This window comes from Frankia sp. CeRuru1 (assembly GCF_977966315.1).
On record NZ_CDWWEW010000018.1, the window covers coordinates 1 to 19324 of the forward strand.

Annotated in this window: 28 protein-coding genes; 1 reads left to right on the forward strand and 27 read right to left on the reverse strand. The window is 68.7% G+C overall.

What is annotated here, in order from left to right; genetic code table 11:
• The 25 genes from rplO to rpsL all read right to left on the reverse strand — a co-directional run.
• Positions 1-463: 50S ribosomal protein L15 (gene rplO, locus AC08OP_RS02540; protein WP_476612730.1), on the reverse strand; the 463-nt coding region annotated here is incomplete at its 3' end.
• Between the two features lie 2 nt (positions 464-465).
• On the reverse strand, positions 466-651 hold the full coding sequence (rpmD, locus tag AC08OP_RS02545) for a 50S ribosomal protein L30 (protein ID WP_011435055.1): 186 nt from the start codon (positions 649-651) through the stop codon (positions 466-468).
• Positions 651-1259, reverse strand: coding sequence for a 30S ribosomal protein S5 (rpsE, locus tag AC08OP_RS02550; protein ID WP_462185699.1), 609 nt, complete (start codon positions 1257-1259; stop codon positions 651-653). Before rpsE ends, rpmD begins: the two co-directional genes overlap by 1 nt.
• Positions 1260-1330: 71 nt before the next feature.
• Positions 1331-1705 (reverse strand): 50S ribosomal protein L18, encoded by a 375-nt coding sequence (rplR, locus tag AC08OP_RS02555; RefSeq protein ID WP_476608876.1) that lies wholly within the window; start codon positions 1703-1705, stop codon positions 1331-1333.
• Positions 1706-1715: 10 nt separating this feature from the next.
• Positions 1716-2252 carry a 50S ribosomal protein L6 gene (gene rplF, locus AC08OP_RS02560; protein ID WP_462185697.1) on the reverse strand — a complete coding sequence of 179 codons (537 nt, stop codon included), beginning with the start codon at positions 2250-2252 and terminating at the stop codon, positions 1716-1718.
• A 12-nt stretch (positions 2253-2264) separates the two neighbouring features.
• Positions 2265-2675, reverse strand: a complete 411-nt coding sequence (gene rpsH, locus AC08OP_RS02565) for a 30S ribosomal protein S8 (RefSeq protein WP_011435051.1) — start codon at positions 2673-2675, stop codon at positions 2265-2267.
• Positions 2676-2835: 160 nt separating this feature from the next.
• Positions 2836-3021 carry a type Z 30S ribosomal protein S14 gene (locus AC08OP_RS02570; RefSeq protein WP_011435050.1) on the reverse strand — a complete coding sequence of 62 codons (186 nt, stop codon included), beginning with the start codon at positions 3019-3021 and terminating at the stop codon, positions 2836-2838.
• A gap of 4 nt (positions 3022-3025) precedes the next feature.
• The gene (rplE, locus tag AC08OP_RS02575) at positions 3026-3625 is read right to left on the reverse strand and encodes a 50S ribosomal protein L5 (RefSeq protein ID WP_462202438.1); all 600 of its coding nucleotides are present in this window, start codon (positions 3623-3625) and stop codon (positions 3026-3028) included.
• Between the two features lie 41 nt (positions 3626-3666).
• Positions 3667-3993, reverse strand: a complete 327-nt coding sequence (rplX, locus tag AC08OP_RS02580; protein WP_462185747.1) for a 50S ribosomal protein L24 — start codon at positions 3991-3993, stop codon at positions 3667-3669.
• A gap of 2 nt (positions 3994-3995) precedes the next feature.
• Positions 3996-4364, reverse strand: a complete 369-nt coding sequence (gene rplN, locus AC08OP_RS02585) for a 50S ribosomal protein L14 (protein WP_009740518.1) — start codon at positions 4362-4364, stop codon at positions 3996-3998.
• A 59-nt stretch (positions 4365-4423) separates the two neighbouring features.
• Entirely contained in the window at positions 4424-4732 is a 309-nt protein-coding gene (gene rpsQ, locus AC08OP_RS02590) for a 30S ribosomal protein S17 (protein ID WP_476612731.1), read from the reverse strand.
• 5 nt (positions 4733-4737) lie between these two features.
• Positions 4738-5004, reverse strand: coding sequence for a 50S ribosomal protein L29 (gene rpmC, locus AC08OP_RS02595; protein ID WP_462185695.1), 267 nt, complete (start codon positions 5002-5004; stop codon positions 4738-4740).
• Positions 5004-5420, reverse strand: coding sequence for a 50S ribosomal protein L16 (rplP, locus tag AC08OP_RS02600; protein ID WP_009740521.1), 417 nt, complete (start codon positions 5418-5420; stop codon positions 5004-5006). Before rplP ends, rpmC begins: the two co-directional genes overlap by 1 nt.
• Positions 5421-5422: 2 nt before the next feature.
• A complete protein-coding gene (rpsC, locus tag AC08OP_RS02605) occupies positions 5423-6439 on the reverse strand; it encodes a 30S ribosomal protein S3 (protein ID WP_476612732.1) in 1017 nt (338 codons plus the stop codon).
• On the reverse strand, positions 6439-6876 hold the full coding sequence (gene rplV / locus AC08OP_RS02610) for a 50S ribosomal protein L22 (protein WP_476591751.1): 438 nt from the start codon (positions 6874-6876) through the stop codon (positions 6439-6441). Before rplV ends, rpsC begins: the two co-directional genes overlap by 1 nt.
• Positions 6869-7150 carry a 30S ribosomal protein S19 gene (gene rpsS, locus AC08OP_RS02615; protein WP_011435043.1) on the reverse strand — a complete coding sequence of 94 codons (282 nt, stop codon included), beginning with the start codon at positions 7148-7150 and terminating at the stop codon, positions 6869-6871. The genes rplV and rpsS overlap by 8 nt, the downstream gene beginning before the upstream one ends.
• A gap of 93 nt (positions 7151-7243) precedes the next feature.
• Positions 7244-8077 carry a 50S ribosomal protein L2 gene (gene rplB, locus AC08OP_RS02620; protein ID WP_011435042.1) on the reverse strand — a complete coding sequence of 278 codons (834 nt, stop codon included), beginning with the start codon at positions 8075-8077 and terminating at the stop codon, positions 7244-7246.
• Between the two features lie 46 nt (positions 8078-8123).
• Positions 8124-8420: a 50S ribosomal protein L23 gene (rplW, locus tag AC08OP_RS02625; RefSeq protein ID WP_011435041.1), complete on the reverse strand. Its 297-nt coding sequence runs from the start codon at positions 8418-8420 to the stop codon at positions 8124-8126.
• The gene (rplD, locus tag AC08OP_RS02630; RefSeq protein WP_476612733.1) at positions 8417-9154 is read right to left on the reverse strand and encodes a 50S ribosomal protein L4; all 738 of its coding nucleotides are present in this window, start codon (positions 9152-9154) and stop codon (positions 8417-8419) included. Before rplD ends, rplW begins: the two co-directional genes overlap by 4 nt.
• Positions 9151-9858 (reverse strand): 50S ribosomal protein L3, encoded by a 708-nt coding sequence (gene rplC, locus AC08OP_RS02635; RefSeq protein WP_476612734.1) that lies wholly within the window; start codon positions 9856-9858, stop codon positions 9151-9153. The genes rplD and rplC overlap by 4 nt, the downstream gene beginning before the upstream one ends.
• A gap of 17 nt (positions 9859-9875) precedes the next feature.
• A complete protein-coding gene (gene rpsJ, locus AC08OP_RS02640; protein ID WP_007514815.1) occupies positions 9876-10184 on the reverse strand; it encodes a 30S ribosomal protein S10 in 309 nt (102 codons plus the stop codon).
• A 339-nt stretch (positions 10185-10523) separates the two neighbouring features.
• A complete protein-coding gene (gene tuf, locus AC08OP_RS02645; protein WP_011435038.1) occupies positions 10524-11717 on the reverse strand; it encodes an elongation factor Tu in 1194 nt (397 codons plus the stop codon).
• Between the two features lie 73 nt (positions 11718-11790).
• Positions 11791-13887 (reverse strand): elongation factor G, encoded by a 2097-nt coding sequence (fusA, locus tag AC08OP_RS02650; protein WP_476591747.1) that lies wholly within the window; start codon positions 13885-13887, stop codon positions 11791-11793.
• Between the two features lie 6 nt (positions 13888-13893).
• Positions 13894-14364 (reverse strand): 30S ribosomal protein S7, encoded by a 471-nt coding sequence (gene rpsG / locus AC08OP_RS02655; protein WP_009740531.1) that lies wholly within the window; start codon positions 14362-14364, stop codon positions 13894-13896.
• Positions 14364-14738, reverse strand: coding sequence for a 30S ribosomal protein S12 (gene rpsL, locus AC08OP_RS02660; protein WP_009740532.1), 375 nt, complete (start codon positions 14736-14738; stop codon positions 14364-14366). The genes rpsG and rpsL overlap by 1 nt, the downstream gene beginning before the upstream one ends.
• 552 nt (positions 14739-15290) lie before the next feature.
• On the opposite strand from rpsL, the gene mug reads away from it, so the two are divergent.
• On the forward strand, positions 15291-15878 hold the full coding sequence (gene mug / locus AC08OP_RS02665) for a G/U mismatch-specific DNA glycosylase (RefSeq protein WP_462185685.1): 588 nt from the start codon (positions 15291-15293) through the stop codon (positions 15876-15878).
• On the opposite strand, the gene AC08OP_RS02670 is transcribed toward mug, so the two are convergent.
• Positions 15855-16700, reverse strand: coding sequence for an RluA family pseudouridine synthase (locus tag AC08OP_RS02670; protein ID WP_476612739.1), 846 nt, complete (start codon positions 16698-16700; stop codon positions 15855-15857). The genes mug and AC08OP_RS02670 overlap by 24 nt on opposite strands.
• A 349-nt stretch (positions 16701-17049) precedes the next feature.
• A partial coding sequence (locus AC08OP_RS02675; protein ID WP_476612735.1) for a DNA-directed RNA polymerase subunit beta' occupies positions 17050-19324 on the reverse strand: 2275 nt, incomplete at its 5' end.

Consider the following 19324-nt stretch of genomic DNA (forward strand, 5'->3'; position numbering starts at 1 on the left):
CGCTCACGTGCAGCGCGACGTCGATGTCGCCGTTGCCCAGCACCTTCACCGGCGACTTGCCCCGCACCGCACCCCTGGCCACGAGGTCGGCCTTGGTGACCTCACCACCTTGCGGGAACAGCTCCGCGAGGGTGGCGACGTTCACGACCTGGTACTCGACGCGGAACCGGTTGCGGAAGCCCTTCAGCTTGGGCAGGCGCATGTGCAGGGGCATCTGGCCACCCTCGAACCGGGCGGGCACCTGCTTGCGGGCCTTCGAGCCCTTGGTGCCCCGCCCGGCGGTCTTGCCCTTGGAACCCTCACCACGACCGACGCGGGTTTTGGACTTATGGGCGCCGGGGGCCGGCCGGAGGTGGTGCACCTTCAGGCCGCGGCCACGGACGGCCTGCGCCGAGCCGGCCTCAGTGCCCGCGCCGGTGGCGCCGGTGTCGTCACCGGCGTCGGTCTTCGTCAGTTCGGCCATGGCTAGGAGTCCACCTCCTCGACCCGGACAAGATGGGTCACAGTTCTGATCATCCCGCGAATCTCGGGACGATCATCACGGACGGTCGTCGCGTTGATCTTCCGCAGACCAAGGGTACGCAGCGTGGCCCGCTGGTTCGAGGTACCACCGATCCCCGACCGGATCTGCGTGATGCGCAGCTTGGCCATCAGACACCGGCTCCCGCCGCACGAGCGCGCAGCATGGCCGGCGGAGCGACGTCCTCCAGCGGCAGGCCGCGACGGGCGGCGATCTCCTCGGGACGCATCAGGCCACGCAGAGCAGCGACCGTCGCGTGCACAATGTTGATCGGGTTCGATGAGCCGAGCGACTTCGAGAGCACGTCGTGCACACCGGCGCACTCCAGCACGGCACGGACCGGACCACCGGCGATGACCCCGGTACCGGGCGAGGCGGGCTTGAGCAGCACGACGCCGGCCGCCTCCTCGCCCTGCACTGGGTGCGGAATCGTCGAACCGATCCGGGGCACCTTGAAGAAGTGCTTCTTGGCTTCTTCGACGCCCTTGGCGATGGCGGCCGGAACCTCCTTGGCCTTGCCATAGCCGACGCCCACGGTCCCGTCCGCGTCACCGACCACGACGAGCGCCGTGAAGCTGAACCGACGTCCGCCCTTGACAACCTTCGCCACGCGGTTGATCGCGACAACCCGCTCGACGTAGGCGTTCTTCTCCTGCGCCGGGCCGCTGCCCGACCGGTCCCGGCGTTCCCGACGGTCCGAGCCGCCGGAGCCGCCGCCGCGGCGCTGCTGGCCTGGCATCTACAACATCTCCCTGTTCTGGCTGTACTGGCGGTAAAGGCTGGACTGACAGTAAAGGCTGGGGGCAGTCATCAGAAGTCCAGCCCGCTCCCCCGCGCCGCGTCCGCGAGCGCGGCGATGCGGCCGGAGTAGGTCCGCCCACCGCGATCGAACACGACCGCGGCGATCCCGGCCGCCTTCGCGCGCTCGGCGACCAGTGCGCCGACCTTGCGGGCCTGCTCGGTCTTGTCCCCCTCGCCGCCGCGCAGCGACACGTCCAGAGTGGACGCCGACGCCAGCGTGTGGCCGGCGACGTCGTCGATGACCTGGGCGTAGATGTGCCGCGAGGACCGGGTGACGACGAGCCGTGGGCGGGACGGGGTGCCCGCCACCTTCTTGCGCACCCGGACGTGCCGACGGAGCTTCGCGGTCCGTCGGCGCGAGCTGGCGCCGAGGCTCACTGCCATGATCTATCTCCTACTTCCCGGTCTTCCCGACCTTGCGGCGGACGACCTCGCCCTGGTAGCGCACGCCCTTGCCCTTGTACGGGTCGGGCTTGCGCAGCCCGCGGATCTTCGCGGAGACCTCACCGACCAGCTGCTTGTCGATCCCGTGGACCACGAAGCGGGTCGGGGTCTGCACCTCGAAGCGGATGCCCTCCGGGGCCTTGACCGGCACCGGGTGGCTGTATCCGAGGGCGAACTCCAGGTCGGAGCCCTTGGCCTGGACACGGTAACCGACGCCGACGATCTCCAGGGTCTTCGAGTATCCGGCGGTGACGCCGGTGACCATATTGGAGACCAGGGTGCGAGTCAGGCCGTGCAGCGACCGGGAGCGACGCTCATCGTCGGGCCGGGTCACGAGGAGCCGACCGTCCTCGGTGTTCACCACGATCGGCTCGGCCACGACGTGGCTCAGGGTGCCCTTGGGCCCCTTGACGGTGATGGTGGCTCCCTGGACGGTGACATCGACACCGCTGGGGACGGGAATGGGCAGGCGCCCGATCCGTGACATCGCTCGCCCTCCTTACCAGATGTAGGCGAGGACTTCCCCGCCCACGCCCCGCTTGCCCGCCTGCTTGTCGGTCAGCAGACCCGACGAGGTGGAGATGATGGCGACGCCCAGGCCCCCGAGGACCTTCGGGAGGTTCGTCGCCTTGGCATAGACCCGCAGACCCGGCTTGCTGATGCGCTTGATCCCGGCGATCGAGCGTTCCCGGTTGGGGCCGTACTTCAGATCGATGACCAGGGTGTGGCCGACGCCGCCAGCCGAGGTCGCGTCCTCGACGTGCCAGCCGGAGATGTATCCCTCCTGCTGGAGGATCTCGGCAATGTGCGTCTTGATCTTGCTGTGAGGCATCACCACGCGGTCGTGGTACGCCCGGCTGGCGTTCCGGACACGCGTGAGCATGTCCGCAATCGGATCGGTCATCGTCATGGCTTGACGCCTTTCTCACGGCGGTTCCCGCCGGCGCCGAGGTCGTCCTCGGCCGCTGGATGCCGGGCCTGCCGCGATCGGGTGGAGGTGCGGTGGTAGTGCGGTGGAGCCGTGCTGCCGGTGGAGCCGTGCCGGCCCCGGTCCGGGGCGCGGTACCGGCCTACCAGGAGCTCTTGGTGACGCCGGGCAGCTCGCCGCGATGCGCCATCTGCCGCAGGCATACCCGGCAGAGCCCGAAGCCCCGGTACACCGAGCGGGACCGGCCGCAGCGCTGGCATCGGGTGTAACCCCGGACCGCATACTTCGGCTTACGGTTCGACTTCTCGATCAGTGCTTTCTTGGCCATCTCTCTAGTTCTCCCGGAAGGGGAAGCCCAGCGCCCGCAGGAGCGCCCGGCCCTCGTCGTCGGTGGTCGCGGTGGTGACGACCGTGATGTCCATGCCCCGAACCCGATCGATCCGGTCGATATCGATCTCGTGGAAGATCGACTGCTCGGTCACCCCGAAGGTGTAGTTGCCGGCACCGTCGAACTGCTTCGGCGACAGCCCGCGGAAGTCACGGATACGCGGCAGCGCGATGGTGACGAGGCGGTCGAGGAACTCCCACATCCGGTCACCACGCAACGTCACCTTGGCGCCGATCGGCATCCCTTCGCGCAGCTTGAACTGGGCGATGGACTTCTTCGCGCGCCGGACCGCGGGCTTCTGGCCGGTGATGGCCGCGAGATCCCGCACAGCGCCATCGATCAGCTTCGCGTCCCGGGCGGCGTCTCCGACCCCCATGTTGACGACGACCTTGACGACGCCGGGGATCTGCATGACGTTGCGGTAGGAGAACTGGTCCCGCAGCGCCGGGGCGATCTCGTCACGGTACCGCTGCTTGAGCCGTGGAACCGGGCGAGCGCCGGTGGTCCGGCCTTCGATGGTCCGGCCCTCGGTGGTCACAGTCATGGTCTAATCTCGTTTCCCAACTGCTCGACTGCTCGCTCGGCCTACAGCTCGGTGCCGGTGCGCCGCGAGACACGCACCTTGGTGCCGTCGTCGTTGATGCGGTAACCGATCCGGGTCGGCTTCCCGTCAGACGGGTCGACGATCATCACGTTGCTCACGTGGATCGGCGCCTCCTGGGTGATGATGCCCCCGGACTGCGAGCCGCGCGTGCTCTGCTGGACCCGGGTGTGCCGGGTGATCCGGTTCGCGCCCTCGACGAGGACCTTGTTCTGCTCCGGGTAGGCGCGGATGACCTTACCCTTGAGCCCACGGTCCTTGCCGGTGATGATCTGGACCGTGTCGCCTTTCTTAATCTTCAAAGTGGCCACGGTCACAGCACCTCCGGTGCCAGCGAGATGATCTTCATAAACTTCTTGTCACGCAGCTCCCGGCCGACCGGCCCGAAGATGCGGGTGCCCCGAGGGTCACCACCGTCCCGGATGAGCACCGCCGCGTTCTCGTCGAAGCGGATGTAGGAGCCGTCCGGCCGCCGGCGCTCCTTGGTGGTACGCACCACGACCGCCTTGACCACGTCGCCGCGCTTCACGCCGGCGCCGGGCAGGGCGTCCTTCACCGTGCCGACGATGATGTCGCCGATCCCCGCGTAACGACGCCCAGAGCCGCCGAGCACCCGGATGCAGAGAATCTCCCGCGCTCCGGTGTTGTCGGCGACCCGAAGTCGCGACTCCTGCTGAATCACTTTCCGCTCCTGATCACCCGGTCCTGCCCGGCCCCGGCGTCCGGGCCAGAACTACTTCACTACTTCGCCTTCTCCAAGACCTGAACGATCCGCCACCGCTTGGTCGCCGACAGCGGCCGCGTCTCCATCAGCAGGACGCGGTCGCCGACACCGGTGGTGCCGCTCTCGTCGTGCGCCTTGACCTTCTTGGTACGACGGATCGTCTTGCCGTACAGCGGGTGCTGCACCCGGTCCTCGACCGCGACCACGACGGTCTTGGTCATCTTGTCGCTGACCACGAGGCCCTCTCGGACCTTACGGAATCCGCGGGGGAGAGTCGCCGCGTCCGTGCTCTGCGAAGCCTCCTGGGAGGCCGTCTCGTCTGTCACTGTCCTCACGCCCGTTCCGACTGCGTCGCGTCATCGTCCGCCGCGCCGGCCGCCACCGCCGGATCGTCGGTGATACCCAGCTCCCGTTCGCGCATGACGGTGTAGATCCGGGCGATGTCGCGCCGCACGGCCTGCAGCCGGCGGTTGTTCGACAACTGCCCGGTCGCCGCCTGGAACCGGAGGTTGAACAGCTCCTCCTTGGCCTCCCGAAGCTTGTCGACGAGCTCCTCGCCCGACAGGCTCCGCAGCTCGTCCGCGGTAGCGACAGCCATTACGCACCACCTTCACGGACCACGAAACGGCACTTCATCGGCAGCTTGTGGATGGCCCGCCGCATCGCCTCGCGGGCCACCGGCTCCGCGACCCCGGACAGCTCGAACAGGACCCGGCCCGGCTTGACGTTCGCAACCCACCACTCAGGCGAGCCCTTACCGGAACCCATCCGGGTCTCGGCCGGCTTCTTGGTCAGCGGACGGTCCGGGTAGATGTTGATCCAGACCTTTCCACCACGACGGATGTGCCGGGTCATCGCGATACGGGCCGACTCAATCTGCCGGTTCGTCACGTAAGCCGACTCCAGGGCCTGAATCCCGTACTCACCGAACGTGACCCGGGTTCCGCCCTTGGCGGCACCAGTCCGCCCGGGGTGGTGCTGCTTGCGGTGCGCGACCTTCCGGGGAATCAGCATGTCTATTCCTCCGCCTTCTCCGGAGTGTTCGCCACGGCCGCCTCAGGCGTCGCGGCCGGCGTACTCGGCGCCGCGGCCGGCGTACTCGGCGCCGCGGCCGGCGTACTCGGCGCCGCGGCCGGCGTACTCGGCGCCGCGGTGGCGGACTCCGCGACAGGTGCCGTCGACTCGGTCGACTCGGTCGACTCGGCCGCCGCGGCCTCGCCCGCCGGAGTCTCAGCCGGGGCGTTCCCGCCGCCACCACCACGGCCCCGGCGCTCGCTGCGGGCCGCCGCCCGGCCCGCTTCGGTCCCGCCCTGGGTCGTGCCGGACGAGCCGGAACGCGGCCCGCGGCGCGGGCGCTCCCGGCGGGTCTGGCGCTGCAGCGCCTCCTGCGCCTCACGCTCGGCCCGGCTCTGGACGACGTCGCCCTTGTAGATCCAGACCTTCACGCCGATGCGGCCGAAGTTCGTCCGAGCCTCATAGAAGCCGTAGTCGATGTCCGCGCGAAGGGTGTGCAACGGCACCCGACCCTCGCGGTAGAACTCCGACCGGCTCATCTCGGCGCCACCGAGACGACCCGAGCACTGCACCCGGATCCCCTTCGCGCCGCCCTTCATCGCGGTCTGCATGGCCTTGCGCATCGCCCGGCGGAAGCTGACCCGGCTGGAGAGCTGCTCAGCCACCCCCTGGGCGACGAGCTGGGCGTCGACCTCGGGGTTCTTCACCTCGAGGATGTTGAGCTGCACCTGCTTGCCGGTGAGCTTCTCCAGGTCGCCACGGATACGGTCGGCCTCGGCGCCACGGCGACCGATGACGATGCCTGGGCGCGCGGTGTGGATGTCCACCCGCAGCCGCCCCTGGGTCCGCTCGATGTCGACCCGGCTGATGCCGGCCCGCTCCATGCCCCGCGACATCATCTTGCGGATCTTCACGTCCTCGCCGACGTACGCCTTGTACTGCTTGTCGGCGTACCAGCGAGAGGTGAACTCCGAGGTGATACCAAGCCGGAACCCGTGCGGGTTGACCTTCTGCCCCACTACCGGGCCCTCCTTGTCGTCTTCGCGGTCGTCTTCGCGCCCCGGCCGGCCGCGGAGACCGGCTCCCGGCTCTCCACCACGACGGTGATGTGGCTGGTGCGCTTGCGGATCCGATAGGCCCGGCCCTGGGCGCGGGGCCGGATGCGCTTGAGCGTCGGCCCCTCGTCCACGTAGACCTCGCCGACCCACAGGGTGGCCGGATCGAGGCTGTGGTTGTTCTCGGCGTTCGCCGCGGCGCTGGCGACAACCTTGTACACGTCCTCGCTGGCCGCCTGCGGAGCGAACCGGAGGATGTCCAGCGCCTCGCCGACCGAGCGCCCGCGCACCAGGTCGACGACCCGGCGGGCCTTCGTCGGCGAGACCCGGACATAGCGGGCCGAGGCCTTGGCCCCGGGAAGACCGGCCCGGGTCAGGCCGTCAACGAGATCGTCAGCCACGGCGTGACCTCCGGTCCTCCTTGACGTGGCCACGGAAGGTCCGGGTCGGGGCGAACTCGCCGAGCTTGTGCCCGACCATGCCCTCGGTGATGAAGACCGGGACGTGCTTGCGGCCGTCGTGCACGGCGATCGTGTGCCCCAGCATGTCGGGGATCACGGTCGACCGGCGCGACCAGGTCTTGATGACGTGCTTGGTGCCCTTGGAGTTCTGCAGATCCACCTTCTTGAGCAGGTGGTCGTCGACGAACGGGCCCTTTTTCAGACTGCGTGGCATGGCTGTGTCTCCTCCTTCCCGCTCAGATCCGATGGGTGCGGCTGGTCGGCGGCGCGCTGGTGGTCGACGCGGCCCGGGGCCTGGAGATCACCACTACCGCCGCCTGTTCTGCTTGCGACGACGCACGATGAGCGCGTCGGACGACTTGCGGGTCGCGCGGGTCCGCCCCTCCGGACGGCCCTTGGGGTTGACGGGGTGACGACCGCCGGAGGTCTTACCCTCACCACCACCGTGCGGGTGGTCGACCGGGTTCATCGCGACACCACGCACGGTGGGTCGGCGACCCTTCCAGCGCATCCGGCCGGCCTTACCCCAGTTGATGTTGCTCTGCTCCGCGTTGCCGACCTCGCCGACCGTCGCGCGGCAGCGCACATCCACGTTGCGGATCTCACCGGAGGGCATCCGCAGCTGGGCGTAGGGGCCGTCCTTCGCGACGAGCTGCACACTCGTGCCGGCGCTGCGGGCGATCTTCGCACCACCACCGGGACGCAGCTCGATGGCGTGCACCACCGTGCCGGTCGGGATGTTGCGCAGCGGCAGCGCGTTGCCGGGCTTGATGTCGGCGCCCACGCCGGAGCTGACCGTGTCGCCCTGCCTGAGCTTCACCGGCGCGAGGATGTAGCGCTTCTCCCCGTCGAGGTAGTGCAGCAGCGCGATCCGGGCGGTGCGGTTGGGGTCGTACTCGATGTGCGCGACCTTGGCCGGCACCCCGTCCTTGTCCCGCCGGAAGTCGATGACCCGGTACGCCCGCTTGTGGCCGCCGCCCTGGTGCCGGGTGGTGATCCGGCCGTGGACGTTGCGCCCGCCCTTGGAGTGCAGCGGGCGGACCAGCGACTTCTCCGGGTGGTCACGAGTGATCTCGACGAAGTCGGCCACGCTCGCACCACGACGCCCCGGCGTCGTCGGCTTGTACCTACGAATACCCATGGCTTCCTACCGTCCTGGACCCACCGCCGCCGCGGAGCGCACGCGCTCAGGCACCGGGGCCTCCGAAGATCTCGATCGTGTCACCGGGAGCCAGGCTCACCAGGGCCCGCTTGGAGGCGGACCGGTGTCCCCAGCCGTGCTTGGTCCGCTTGCGCTTGCCCTGCCGGTTGATGGTGTTCACCCGCAGGACCCGCACATTGAAGATCTGCTGGACCGCGAGCTTGATCTGGGTCTTGTTCGCGTCCGGACGCACGATGAAGGTGTAGACGTTCTCGTCGAGCAGGCCGTAGCTCTTCTCGGAGACGACCGGCCGCAGGATCACGTCACGCGGGTCGGGAATCACTTGTTCTCCTCCGCCCCGGCCACACCTTCGGTGCCCGCGGCAGCCTCGGTCCCGGCGGTGGAGGTCGCCGGACGGGTGTCACGAGCAAGGAATGCGGCCAGCGCCTCCTCGGTGAAGACCACGTCGTCGCTCACCAGCACGTCATAGGTGTTGAGCTGGCCCGGGTCGAGCAGGTGCACCGCCGCGACGTTGCGCAGGCTCTTCCAGGTCAGCTCGTCCGAACGGCTCGCCACCAGCAGCACCCGGCGGGTGTCGGCGATCGTCCGCAGCGCGGTGACCGCGCTCTTCGTCGACGGCGCCTCGCCGGAGACCAGCGAGGACACCACGTGCACCCGGTTGTTGCGGGCCCGGTCGGACAGCGCGCCGCGCAGCGCGGCGGCCTTCATCTTCTTCGGGGTCCGCTGGTCGTATCTGCGCGGCGTGGGGCCATGCACGGTGCCACCGCCGGTGAACTGCGGAGCCCGCAGCGATCCCTGCCGGGCCCGGCCGGTGCCCTTCTGCCGATACGGCTTACGGCCACCGCCGCGGACCTCGCCGCGGGTCTTCGTGTCGTGCGTGCCCTGGCGGGCCGCCGCGAGCTGCGCCACCACGACCTGGTGGATCAGCGGGACGTTGAGCGGCACGTCGAACACGCCACCGGGCAGCTCGACACTGCCGCCGTCGCCCCCGTTCGGCGCGTGCACCGCGACGGTGCGCGTGGTGACGCTCGGGTCGGATGTGACCACCCGGCTCATGCCGAGACCTCCTCACCGGTACCGGCCGGCTCGGCCGCCGGGGCGATGGCCTCGGGCGCCGGGCGCTTGGCCGCGCTGCGCACGAGGACCAGACCACCGTCCGGGCCGGGCACCGCACCCCTGACCAGCAGATAGCCGCGCTCGGTGTCGACGGCGTGGATCGTCAGCCCCGAGGTCGTGGTGCGCACGTGACCCATCCGGCCGGCCATGCGCAGGCCCTTGAACACGCGACCGGGAGTGGCGCAGCCGCCGACCGACCCCGGCGAGCGGTGCTTGCGCTCGACGCCGTGCCCCGCGCCCAGGCCCTTGAACCCGTGACGCTTCATGACACCGGCGAACCCCTTACCCTTCGAGGTGCCGGTGACGTCGACGACGGTCCCGGCGGAGAACACCTCGCCAGTCAGCTCCTGGCCGGGCCGGTAGTTGCCGGCATCGGCGGTCCGCAGCTCGACGAGGTGGCGCCGAGGCGTCACCCCACTGGTGGCGAAGTGGCCGCGAGCGGGATTGTTGATCTTACGCGGGTCGATCTCGCCGTAACCGAGCTGCACGGCCGAGTAGCCGTCCGAGTCAGGCGTCTTGACCTGCGTGACGACGTTAGGTCCGGCCTTGATGACGGTGACCGGCACGACGCGGTTGTTCGCGTCCCATACCTGGGTCATCCCGAGCTTGGTGCCCAGGAGCCCTCTGTAGTTGCGGATGAGCATGACTGCGCCGGCCCCTCTTACAGCTTGATCTCGATATCGACGCCGGCGGGCAGGTCGAGGCGCATGAGCGAGTCGACCGTCTTGGGCGTCGGGTCAAGAATGTCGATCAGCCGCTTGTGCGTCCGCATCTCGAAGTGCTCGCGGCTGTCCTTGTACTTGTGCGGCGACCGGATGACGCAGTAGATGTTCTTCTCCGTCGGCAGCGGCACCGGTCCCGCGACCTGCGCGCCCGTCCGCGTCACCGTCTCGACGATCTTCCGCGCCGAGCTGTCGATGACCTCGTGGTCATAGGCCTTGAGCCGGATGCGGATCTTCTGTGCCGCCATGGTGGGCTTCGCCTGTCCTGTCTGTCTCGTCCGGCCGGTATCGCTACCGGGTCACCGCCCGTAGATCCTCACCGCCGGCCGCGCGGCGAGCCTGGCGCCCCGCCGCCGGCGGAAAGAATCTGCCGGTTGTACCGCTGTCTCGTGCCGGTCCCGCTCGACGTGTCGACCGGGACCGGGCTGCGTCCCTTGCCGGCGGCCGGTTGTCCTCGGCAGCCGAGTCTCGCGAGAGCCCTGCCTGGCCGGGGCGACCCCGCCACACGTGGCGCCGGACCCCGTCTGGTCAGGCAGCGCAGTGGGCGGTGGGTCCGTACACACGCCCGGACCCACCGCCCACGGCTACTACTTGAGAACCTTCGTGACCTGGCCCGCGCCGACGGTCCGGCCACCCTCGCGGATGGCGAAGCGCAGACCCTCCTCCATGGCGATCGGCTGGATCAGCTCGACCGTCATCTCGGTGTTGTCCCCCGGCATGACCATCTCCGTGCCCTCGGGGAGGGTCACGACGCCGGTCACGTCGGTGGTGCGGAAGTAGAACTGCGGGCGGTAGTTCTTGAAGAACGGCGTGTGCCGTCCGCCCTCATCCTTGTTGAGGATGTAGACGCGAGCCTCGAACACCGTGTGCGGGGTGATCGACTTCGGCTTGACGATGACCTGGCCGCGCTCGACGTCCTCACGCTTGATACCGCGCAGGAGCAAACCGACGTTGTCGCCGGCACGCCCCTCGTCAAGCAGCTTGCGGAACATCTCGACACCGGTCACGGTGGTGGAGGTGGTCTCCGGCTTGATGCCGACGATCTCCACGGTCTCGTTGACCTTGACGATTCCGCGCTCGACGCGGCCGGTGACCACGGTGCCACGACCGGTGATCGTGAAGACGTCCTCGATCGGCATGAGGAACGGCCGGTCGATGTCACGCTGCGGCTCAGGGATCGACTCGTCGACCGCCGCCATGAGCTCGAGGAGCTTGGCGCCCCACTCCTTGTCGCCCTCCAGCGCCTTGAGCGCGGAGACCCGGACGACCGGGACGTCGTCGCCCGGGAACTCATACGAGCTCAGTAGCTCCCGGACCTCCAGCTCGACGAGCTCGAGGATCTCCTCGTCGTCGACCATGTCGGCCTTGTTCAGGGCGACGACGATGTAGGGCACGCCGACCTGGCGGGCGAGGAGCACGTGCTCCTTCGTCTGCGGCATCGGGCCGTCGGTGGCGGACACGACCAGGATCGCGCCGTCCATCTGGGCAGCACCGGTGATCATATTCTTGATGTAGTCGGCGTGTCCCGGGCAGTCGACGTGCGCGTAGTGCCGGGTGTCGGTCTGGTACTCGACGTGGGCGATCGAGATCGTGATGCCGCGGGCCTTCTCCTCCGGCGCCTTGTCGATCTGGTCGAACGGCGTGAAGGGGTTGAGGTCCGGGTAGGCGTCGTGCAGGACCTTGGTGATCGCCGCAGTCAGGGTCGTCTTGCCGTGGTCGATGTGACCAATAGTGCCGATATTGACGTGCGGCTTCGTCCGCTCGAACTTCTGCTTCGCCACGGGTGTCCCTCCAAGGACGGGTGGTGTCGTGCTGTGTAGTCAGGTAGGGGTGTTGCTCACGCCGCGAGGGCGTTCACTCTCCCCGGGCCTTGGCGATGATCTCCTTGGCGACGTTCGCGGGAACCTCGGCGTAGGAGTCGAACTGCATGGAGTAGCTCGCCCGGCCGGAGGTCTTCGACCGAAGATCACCAACGTAGCCGAACATCTCCGACAGTGGCACCAGCGCCCGTACGATCCGGGAACCGCCCCGCTCCTCCATCGCCTGGATCTGCCCACGGCGGGAGTTCAGGTCGCCGATCACGTCACCCATGTGGTCCTCGGGGGTGGTGACCTCGACGGCCATCAGAGGCTCGAGCAGCACCGGGTCGGCCTTGCGGGCCGCGTCCTTGAACGCCATCGAACCGGCGATCTTGAATGCGAGTTCGGACGAGTCGACGTCGTGGAACTGGCCGTCAAGCAGGGTGACCTTGACGTCCACCAGCGGGTAGCCGGCGAGCACACCGAACTCCATGGCCTCCTGGCAGCCCGCATCCACCGAGGGGATGTACTCCCGGGGGATGCGACCACCCGTGACCTTGTTCTCGAACTCGTAGCCGCCGCCGTCGCCGCCGGAGGGCTCCAAGTTGATGATCACCCGGGCGTACTGGCCGGATCCACCCGTCTGCTTCTTGTGGGTGTAGTCGACCTTCTCCACCTTGCGGCGGATCGTCTCCCGATAGGCCACCTGCGGCTTGCCGACGTTTGCCTCGACACCGAACTCGCGGCGCATCCGGTCGACCAGCACGTCCAAGTGCAGCTCGCCCATGCCGGCGATGATCGTCTGACCGGTCTCCTCGTCGGTGCGGACCTGGAAGGTCGGGTCCTCCTCGGCGAGGCGCTGGATGGCGGTGCCCAGCTTCTGCTGGTCGGCCTTGGTCTTCGGCTCGATCGCGACGTGGATGACCGGCGCCGGGAACGTCATCGACTCCAGGATCACCGGGGCGTTCGGGTCGCAGAGCGTGTCACCCGTGGTGGTGTTCTTCAGCCCCACCACGGCCACGATCTGTCCCGCGCCGACGCCCTCCCGGTCCTCCCGGTGGTTGGCGTGCATCTGCAGGATGCGGCCGACGCGCTCCTTGCGGTCCTTCGTCGAGTTCAGCACCGGCGAACCACCGGTCAGCTTGCCGGAGTACACCCGGATGTAGGTCAGCTTACCCACGTACGGGTCACTCATGATCTTGAAAGCGAGCGCGGAAAACGGCTCGTCCTCGCTCGGCTCCCGGCGGACCTCGGTCTCCTCGCCGCCGACTGCATGGCCGACGGTGGCGCCGATGTCCAGCGGGTTCGGCAGGAAGTCGACGACGGCGTCGAGCATGGGCTGGACGCCCTTGTTCTTGAACGCCGAACCGCACAGCACCGGGTTGACCTTGCTCGCCAGGGTCGCGCGGCGCAGGGCGGCGATGAGCTGCTCTGTGGAAGGCTCCTCACCCTCGAGGTAGAGCTCCATGAGCTCGTCGTCGTTCTCGGCGACAGTCTCGAGAAGCTTGTCGCGCCACTCCTGCGCGGCCTCGAGGTGATCCCGCGGGATGTCGACGGTCTCGTAGGATGCGCCTTTGTCCTCGGTCTTCCAGAGGAGGCCCTTCATGCGGACCAGGTCAATGACACCGCGGAAGTCGGCCTCCACGCCCCACGGGAGCTGGATCACGGCCGGCGTCGCGTCGAGCCGGTCGATCATCATCTCCACGCAGCGGTGGAACTCGGCACCGACCCGGTCCATCTTGTTGACGAAGGCGATACGCGGGACGTTGTAACGGTCGGCCTGCTTCCAGACCGTCTCGCTCTGCGGCTCGACTCCGGCGACCGCGTCGAAGACCGCGACCGCACCGTCGAGGACCCGCAGCGAGCGCTCCACCTCGACGGTGAAGTCGACATGGCCGGGGGTGTCGATGATGTTGATGGTGTGGTCGCGCCAGATACAGGTGGTGGCCGCGGAGGTGATGGTGATCCCCCGCTCCTGCTCCTGCTCCATCCAGTCCATCGTGGCGCCGCCCTCGTGGACCTCACCGATCTTGTAGTTCACGCCGGTATAGAAGAGGATGCGCTCGGTGGTGGTGGTCTTGCCCGCGTCGATGTGGGCCATGATCCCGATATTGCGGGTCCTGGCCAGCAAGGAATGTACGTCAGATGGCATCTCGGATCACCAGCGGTAGTGGGCGAAGGCCTTGTTGGACTCCGCCATCTTGTGGGTGTCCTCCCGGCGCTTCACGCTGGCGCCGAGGCCGTTGCTCGCGTCGATGAGCTCGTTCATCAGCCGCTCGGTCATCGTCTTCTCGCGACGAGCCCGGGAGTAGCCGACGATCCAGCGCAGCGCGAGGGTGGTGCTCCGGCCGGCGCGAACCTCGACCGGAACCTGGTAGGTGGCACCACCCACCCGGCGGCTACGCACCTCCAGCGTCGGCTTGACGTTGTCCAGCGCGCGCTTGAGCGTGACGACCGGGTCGTTGCCGGTCTTGTTCTTCGCACCCTCGAGTGCGCCGTACACGATGCGCTCCGCGACCGACTTCTTACCGCTCAACAGCACCTTGTTCACCAGCGCGGTCACCAGCGGCGACCCGTACACCGGGTCGACCACCACGGCGTGCTTGGGCGCAGGCCCCTTGCGCGGCATCAGCCCTTCTCCTTCTTCGCGCCGTAGCGGCTACGAGCCTGCTTACGGTTACGGACGCCCTGCGTGTCGAGAGCGCCTCGGACGATCTTGTACCGGACACCCGGAAGATCCTTCACTCGGCCACCGCGAACCAGGACGATCGAGTGCTCCTGCAGGTTGTGGCCGACCCCGGGGATGTAGGCGGTGACTTCGATCCCGCTGTTCAACCGGACCCGGGCCACCTTGCGCAGGGCCGAGTTCGGCTTCTTCGGGGTGGTCGTGTAGACGCGGGTGCACACACCACGACGCTGAGGGCTTCCCTTGAGTGCCGGGGTCTTGGTCTTCTCGACCTTGTCCTGCCGGCCCTTGCGGACCAGCTGCTGGATCGTGGGCAACGCCGCTCCCGTTCCTGTCACGCCTCGTCGTACTGCCTTGGGCAACCAGACCGGTACGCCGGCCTCCCTGCTGCTGTGGTCCGCACCCGACCCACCGGAGTGTCCTCGAGCGGCTTCTCCGACCCACGCGGTCGGGCGTGTCGCGCCATTCGACCGGAACCTCGATGCGGTAATCCAGTTCCGGTGAGGGCACGCCAGCCCGCCCGTCCGCTTCGCGGAATCGAGCTCGACAGTCGCCGACGGATACCCGAATAGTGACTTTACGTCAACCTAGCGAGCACCACGGCGCCACATCGAAGTGCAGGACGCACGCCGGAGCCACGTGGACTCCGACCACAGGGCTCAACAGTACTCCACGCCCGCGTCAGGTGTCGAACGGGGGTGTCCGGCGAAATCCCCCGCAGACCCCGCGCGCACTATGGCACTCGACGAGCGCATGCACTCGACGAGCGGCACAGGCGGGCAGCGGCACGGCCCCACGTACTGGCACGCTGCACCTACTGGCACGCTGTACGGGACAGCACGATACCGGCATCGGAGGCCCGCGAGGACATGTCTGACGCAGCCGGCGCGCGATTCGCGGCCGCCCCCGCCCGACGCCGGCCGAGCCGGGACGAGCTGCTCGCGGCCTACGGGACCACCGTCCCGGACCTGGTCGCCCCGGCCACCGTCGTGCTGCTCTGCGGGATCAATCCGTCCCTCGAGTCCGGGGCCACCGGCTTTCACTTCGGCACGCCGAGCAACCGGCTGTGGCCGGTGCTGCACCTCGCCGGCTTCACCCCACGCCGGCTGCATCCCAGCGAGACCGACGAACTGGCCCGCCGGGGCATCAGCATCACCAATCTCGTCCACCGCTCCACCGCGCGCGCCGACGAGATCAGCGATGACGAGGTCCGCGCCGGCGTGCCCCGGCTCACCGAACTCGTCGAACGGGTCTCGCCCCGGTGGGTGGCCTTCCTCGGCCTGGCCGCCTACCGGATCGGGTTCGGGCGCCGCAGCGCGAAGGTCGGCCGCCAGGCGGAGACCCTGGGACCCGCCGGCATCTGGCTCCTGCCCAATCCGAGCGGCCTGAACGCGCACTATCAGCTGCCCGACCTGGTCCGGGTCTACGGCGAGCTACGCGAAACCGCCTATTCCTGACCTACCCGCCACGTTCCCGAGGAGGGCCGCCGCCGGGCCGGCCGGCAGATGCGCGCGTACCGGGGCCCAGAAGTCGGCTCCGGGGGGCGCCTCGACCTCGATGCGGGAGCCGCCGGCCCAGGCCGCATCGAAGGCGAGCCGCCACGAGTGCAGCAGGGTGCGGGCGGTGGCACCCCGGCCGAACAGCGGATCGCCCTCGATCGGGTGCCCGATCCAGGCTAGATGCACCCGGATCTGGTGGCGCCGCCCGCTGACCGGCGTGACTGCGAGCAGGGTGTACTCACCGCCCTCCCAGACCCGGATGAAGGTCGTGACGGACGGGTATGTCCGGACGTGGGAGAACACCGCGGCGGGCGGAACCGTCCAGCGTCCGACGCCCGCGCCGGTCGGGGCAAGCTCTGCCCGGGGAACCTCCGCCAAGGGGGCCATCTCCGCCAGGCCGGCCATGATGTCGGCCCGGTTCGCCGCCACCCGGACCCGACTCTTGCGCCCCACGCTCAGCGGCAGATCAATGGTCCCCGAGGCGGGCAGTCCACGGGTCCGGGTCAGGACGAGGTAGCGCTTGTCCACCGTGCGGCGCTGGAACTGCCGGGTGAGATCACCGTGGAACCGCAACTGCCGGGCGAAGAGCACCAGGCCCGAGGTGACCTTGTCGATGCGGTGCACCGGGAACAGCTCCTCGCCGTCATCCCCGGCGAGGGTGACGAGATCGGTGTCGTGCCGCTCTCCCATAACCGAGATGCCGACGGGTTTGTCGAGCACGAGAATGGCCTCATCCTCGTAGATCATTCGCTCCCGGCGAATCTCGGTCCACTCGGTCATAAAACGGTCAGCCCCGGTCACGTCAACTGCCGTCAACTGCCGGGGAGCGCTTCGATGACCACTGTCCGATAAGGCGCGGCCAACCGACTCAGGTCGTCGTGGTCGCCGGTCAGAATCACACCGCCGCCACCTTCCACCGCCACCGCAGGTGCCTGCCCCTATCCTACCGATTTCCGTCTCTGCGCGCCCTCCCACCAGCGGGCTCCGGACCTGGACGCGCAACCGGCCCGGCACCCTGGTGAGGGCGCCGGGCCGGTCCTGATCGATCGGGCTTCGGTCGGGCCCTGGTCAGCTCCGCTCGGTCAGCCTCGCGACCTGCTTACGCGCGACCTGCTTACGCGCGACCTGCTCAGCGGAAGTCTCCCGAGCTGCGGTAGTCGAACTCGTCCAGCGGGACCGCCTGGCCGGAGCCCGTGCCGAACGCGCCGTAATCGACGCCGCCGTCCTCGTAGGCACCGACGGAGTACATCGCCGCACGTGCCTCCTCGGTCGGCTCGACCCGGATGTTGCGGTACCGGGAGATCCCGGTGCCGGCCGGGATGAGCTTTCCGATAATGACGTTCTCCTTCAGGCCGACGAGCGAGTCCGACCGGGCGTTGATCGCCGCGTCGGTGAGCACCCGGGTCGTCTCCTGGAAGGAGGCGGCCGACAGCCACGACTCGGTCGCCAGCGACGCCTTGGTGATCCCCATGAGGACCGGGCGGGCCGAGGCCGGCTGGCCACTGGCTTCCACCACCCGACGGTTCTCCGCCTCGAACCGGGCCCGCTCGCAGAGCTCACCGGGCAGCAGGGTGGTGTCACCCGACTCGAGAACGTTCACCCGCTTGAGCATCTGGCGGATGATGATCTCAATGTGCTTGTCGTGGATCGACACACCCTGCGACCGGTAGACCTCCTGGACCTGGTCCACCAGGTGGAGCTGGACCTGGCGCGGCCCGAGGATGCGCAACACCTCGTGCGGGTCGACGGCACCGTCGACGATCTGGCTGCCGACCTCGATGTGGTCGCCCTCGCGGACCCGCAGGCGCGAACGCCGCGAGACCGGGTAGGCGATCTCGTCGCTGCCGTCGTCCGGCACCATCACGACCTTGAAGGTCTTCTCGGTCTCCTCGATCTTCACCCGGCCGGAGACCTCGGTGATGGGGGCCTTGCCCTTCGGGCTGCGCGCCTCGAACAGCTCGACGACACGCGGCAGGCCCTGGGTGATGTCGTCGCCGGCGACGCCACCGCTGTGGAAGGTACGCATCGTCAGCTGGGTGCCGGGCTCACCGATGGACTGCGCGGCGACGATGCCGACGGCCTCACCGACGTCGACCAGCTTGCCGGTGGCGAGCGAGCGCCCGTAGCACTGGGCGCACACTCCCATCCGGGACTCGCAGGTCAGCGCCGAGCGGACCCGCACCTGCTCGATGCCGGCCTCGATGATCTGGCTGATCGCGACGTCCCCGGCGTCGGTGCCGGCGGGCACGATGACCTCGCCGTTCGCGTCGATCGCGTCGGAGGCCAGCGTCCGCGCGTACGCCGAGGTCTCGGCGTACCGGTCCCGGACCAGCACCCCGTCGGCGCCCTTGCGGGCGATCCGGGTGAGGATGCCGCGCTCGGTGCCGCAGTCCTCCTCGCGGACGATGACGTCCTGGCTGACGTCGACGAGCCGCCGGGTCAGGTACCCCGAGTCCGCGGTGCGCAGGGCGGTGTCAGCGAGTCCCTTACGGGCACCGTGGGTGGAGATGAAGTACTCCAGCACGGTCAGACCCTCGCGGAAGTTCGCCTTGATCGGCCGCGGGATGATCTCACCCTTCGGGTTGGAGACCAGGCCACGCATGCCGGCGAGCTGCCGGATCTGCATCATGTTTCCAGCGGCTCCGGAGTTGACCAGCACGTAGACCGGGTTGGTCGCCGGGAAGTTCTCCTCCATCGCCTCGGCGATCTTGTTGGTCGCCTCGGTCCAGATCTGGACCAGCTCGCTGCGGCGCTCCTCATCGGACAGGAAGCCGCGGTCGAACTGCTTCTGGACCCGGTCGGCACGCTGCTCGTAGTCGTCGAGGATCTCGGCCTTGTTCGGCGGCGCGACGACGTCCTCGATCGCGACGGTGACCCCGGACCGGGTGGCCCAGTAGAAACCGGCGCTCTTCAGGGCATCCAGGGTCGCCGCTACCTGGATCTTCGGGTACCGCTCAGCCAGGTCGTTGACGATCGCCGCCTGTGCCTTCTTGTTCAGCTGGGCGTTGATGAAGGGGTAGCCCTCCGGCAGCGCCTCGTTGAGCAGGCAACGGCCGAACGTGGTCTCCAGGGTGAACACGTCCCCGGTGACCCAGTCGGCGGGCGGGACCCAGTCCGACGGCGGGGTGGTGTCCCGCAACCGCACCTTGATCTTCGCCTGAAGGGCGATCTCCCGGGCATCGAACGCCATCTGCGCCTCGGCGACGCTGGAGAACGACCGCCCCTCGCCGAGCGCCCCCTCGGCCAAGCGGGACAGGTGGAACACCCCGGTCACCATGTCGAGGCTCGGCATCGCCAGCGGCCGGCCCGATGCGGGCGAGAGGATGTTGTTGCTCGACAGCATCAGGATCCGCGCCTCGGCCTGCGCCTCGGCGGACAGCGGCAGGTGCACCGCCATCTGGTCA

Bases quoted from the DNA above. Each gene is read 5' to 3' on its own strand.
- rpmD (WP_011435055.1), bottom strand. From the start codon at position 651: ATGGCCAAGCTGCGCATCACGCAGATCCGGTCGGGGATCGGTGGTACC.
- rpsE (WP_462185699.1), bottom strand. From the start codon at position 1,259: ATGCCAGGCCAGCAGCGCCGCGGCGGCGGCTCCGGCGGCTCGGACCGT.
- rplR (WP_476608876.1), bottom strand. From the start codon at position 1,705: ATGGCAGTGAGCCTCGGCGCCAGCTCGCGCCGACGGACCGCGAAGCTC.
- rplF (WP_462185697.1), bottom strand. From the start codon at position 2,252: ATGTCACGGATCGGGCGCCTGCCCATTCCCGTCCCCAGCGGTGTCGAT.
- rpsH (WP_011435051.1), bottom strand. From the start codon at position 2,675: ATGACGATGACCGATCCGATTGCGGACATGCTCACGCGTGTCCGGAAC.
- AC08OP_RS02570 (WP_011435050.1), bottom strand. From the start codon at position 3,021: ATGGCCAAGAAAGCACTGATCGAGAAGTCGAACCGTAAGCCGAAGTAT.
- rplE (WP_462202438.1), bottom strand. From the start codon at position 3,625: ATGACTGTGACCACCGAGGGCCGGACCATCGAAGGCCGGACCACCGGC.
- rpmC (WP_462185695.1), bottom strand. From the start codon at position 5,004: ATGGCTGTCGCTACCGCGGACGAGCTGCGGAGCCTGTCGGGCGAGGAG.
- rplP (WP_009740521.1), bottom strand. From the start codon at position 5,420: ATGCTGATTCCCCGGAAGGTCGCGCACCGCAAGCAGCACCACCCCGGG.
- rpsS (WP_011435043.1), bottom strand. From the start codon at position 7,150: ATGCCACGCAGTCTGAAAAAGGGCCCGTTCGTCGACGACCACCTGCTC.
- rplB (WP_011435042.1), bottom strand. From the start codon at position 8,077: ATGGGTATTCGTAGGTACAAGCCGACGACGCCGGGGCGTCGTGGTGCG.
- rplD (WP_476612733.1), bottom strand. From the start codon at position 9,154: ATGAGCCGGGTGGTCACATCCGACCCGAGCGTCACCACGCGCACCGTC.
- rplC (WP_476612734.1), bottom strand. From the start codon at position 9,858: ATGCTCATCCGCAACTACAGAGGGCTCCTGGGCACCAAGCTCGGGATG.
- rpsJ (WP_007514815.1), bottom strand. From the start codon at position 10,184: ATGGCGGCACAGAAGATCCGCATCCGGCTCAAGGCCTATGACCACGAG.
- fusA (WP_476591747.1), bottom strand. From the start codon at position 13,887: ATGCCATCTGACGTACATTCCTTGCTGGCCAGGACCCGCAATATCGGG.
- rpsG (WP_009740531.1), bottom strand. From the start codon at position 14,364: ATGCCGCGCAAGGGGCCTGCGCCCAAGCACGCCGTGGTGGTCGACCCG.
- mug (WP_462185685.1), top strand. From the start codon at position 15,291: ATGTCTGACGCAGCCGGCGCGCGATTCGCGGCCGCCCCCGCCCGACGC.
- AC08OP_RS02670 (WP_476612739.1), bottom strand. From the start codon at position 16,700: ATGACCGAGTGGACCGAGATTCGCCGGGAGCGAATGATCTACGAGGAT.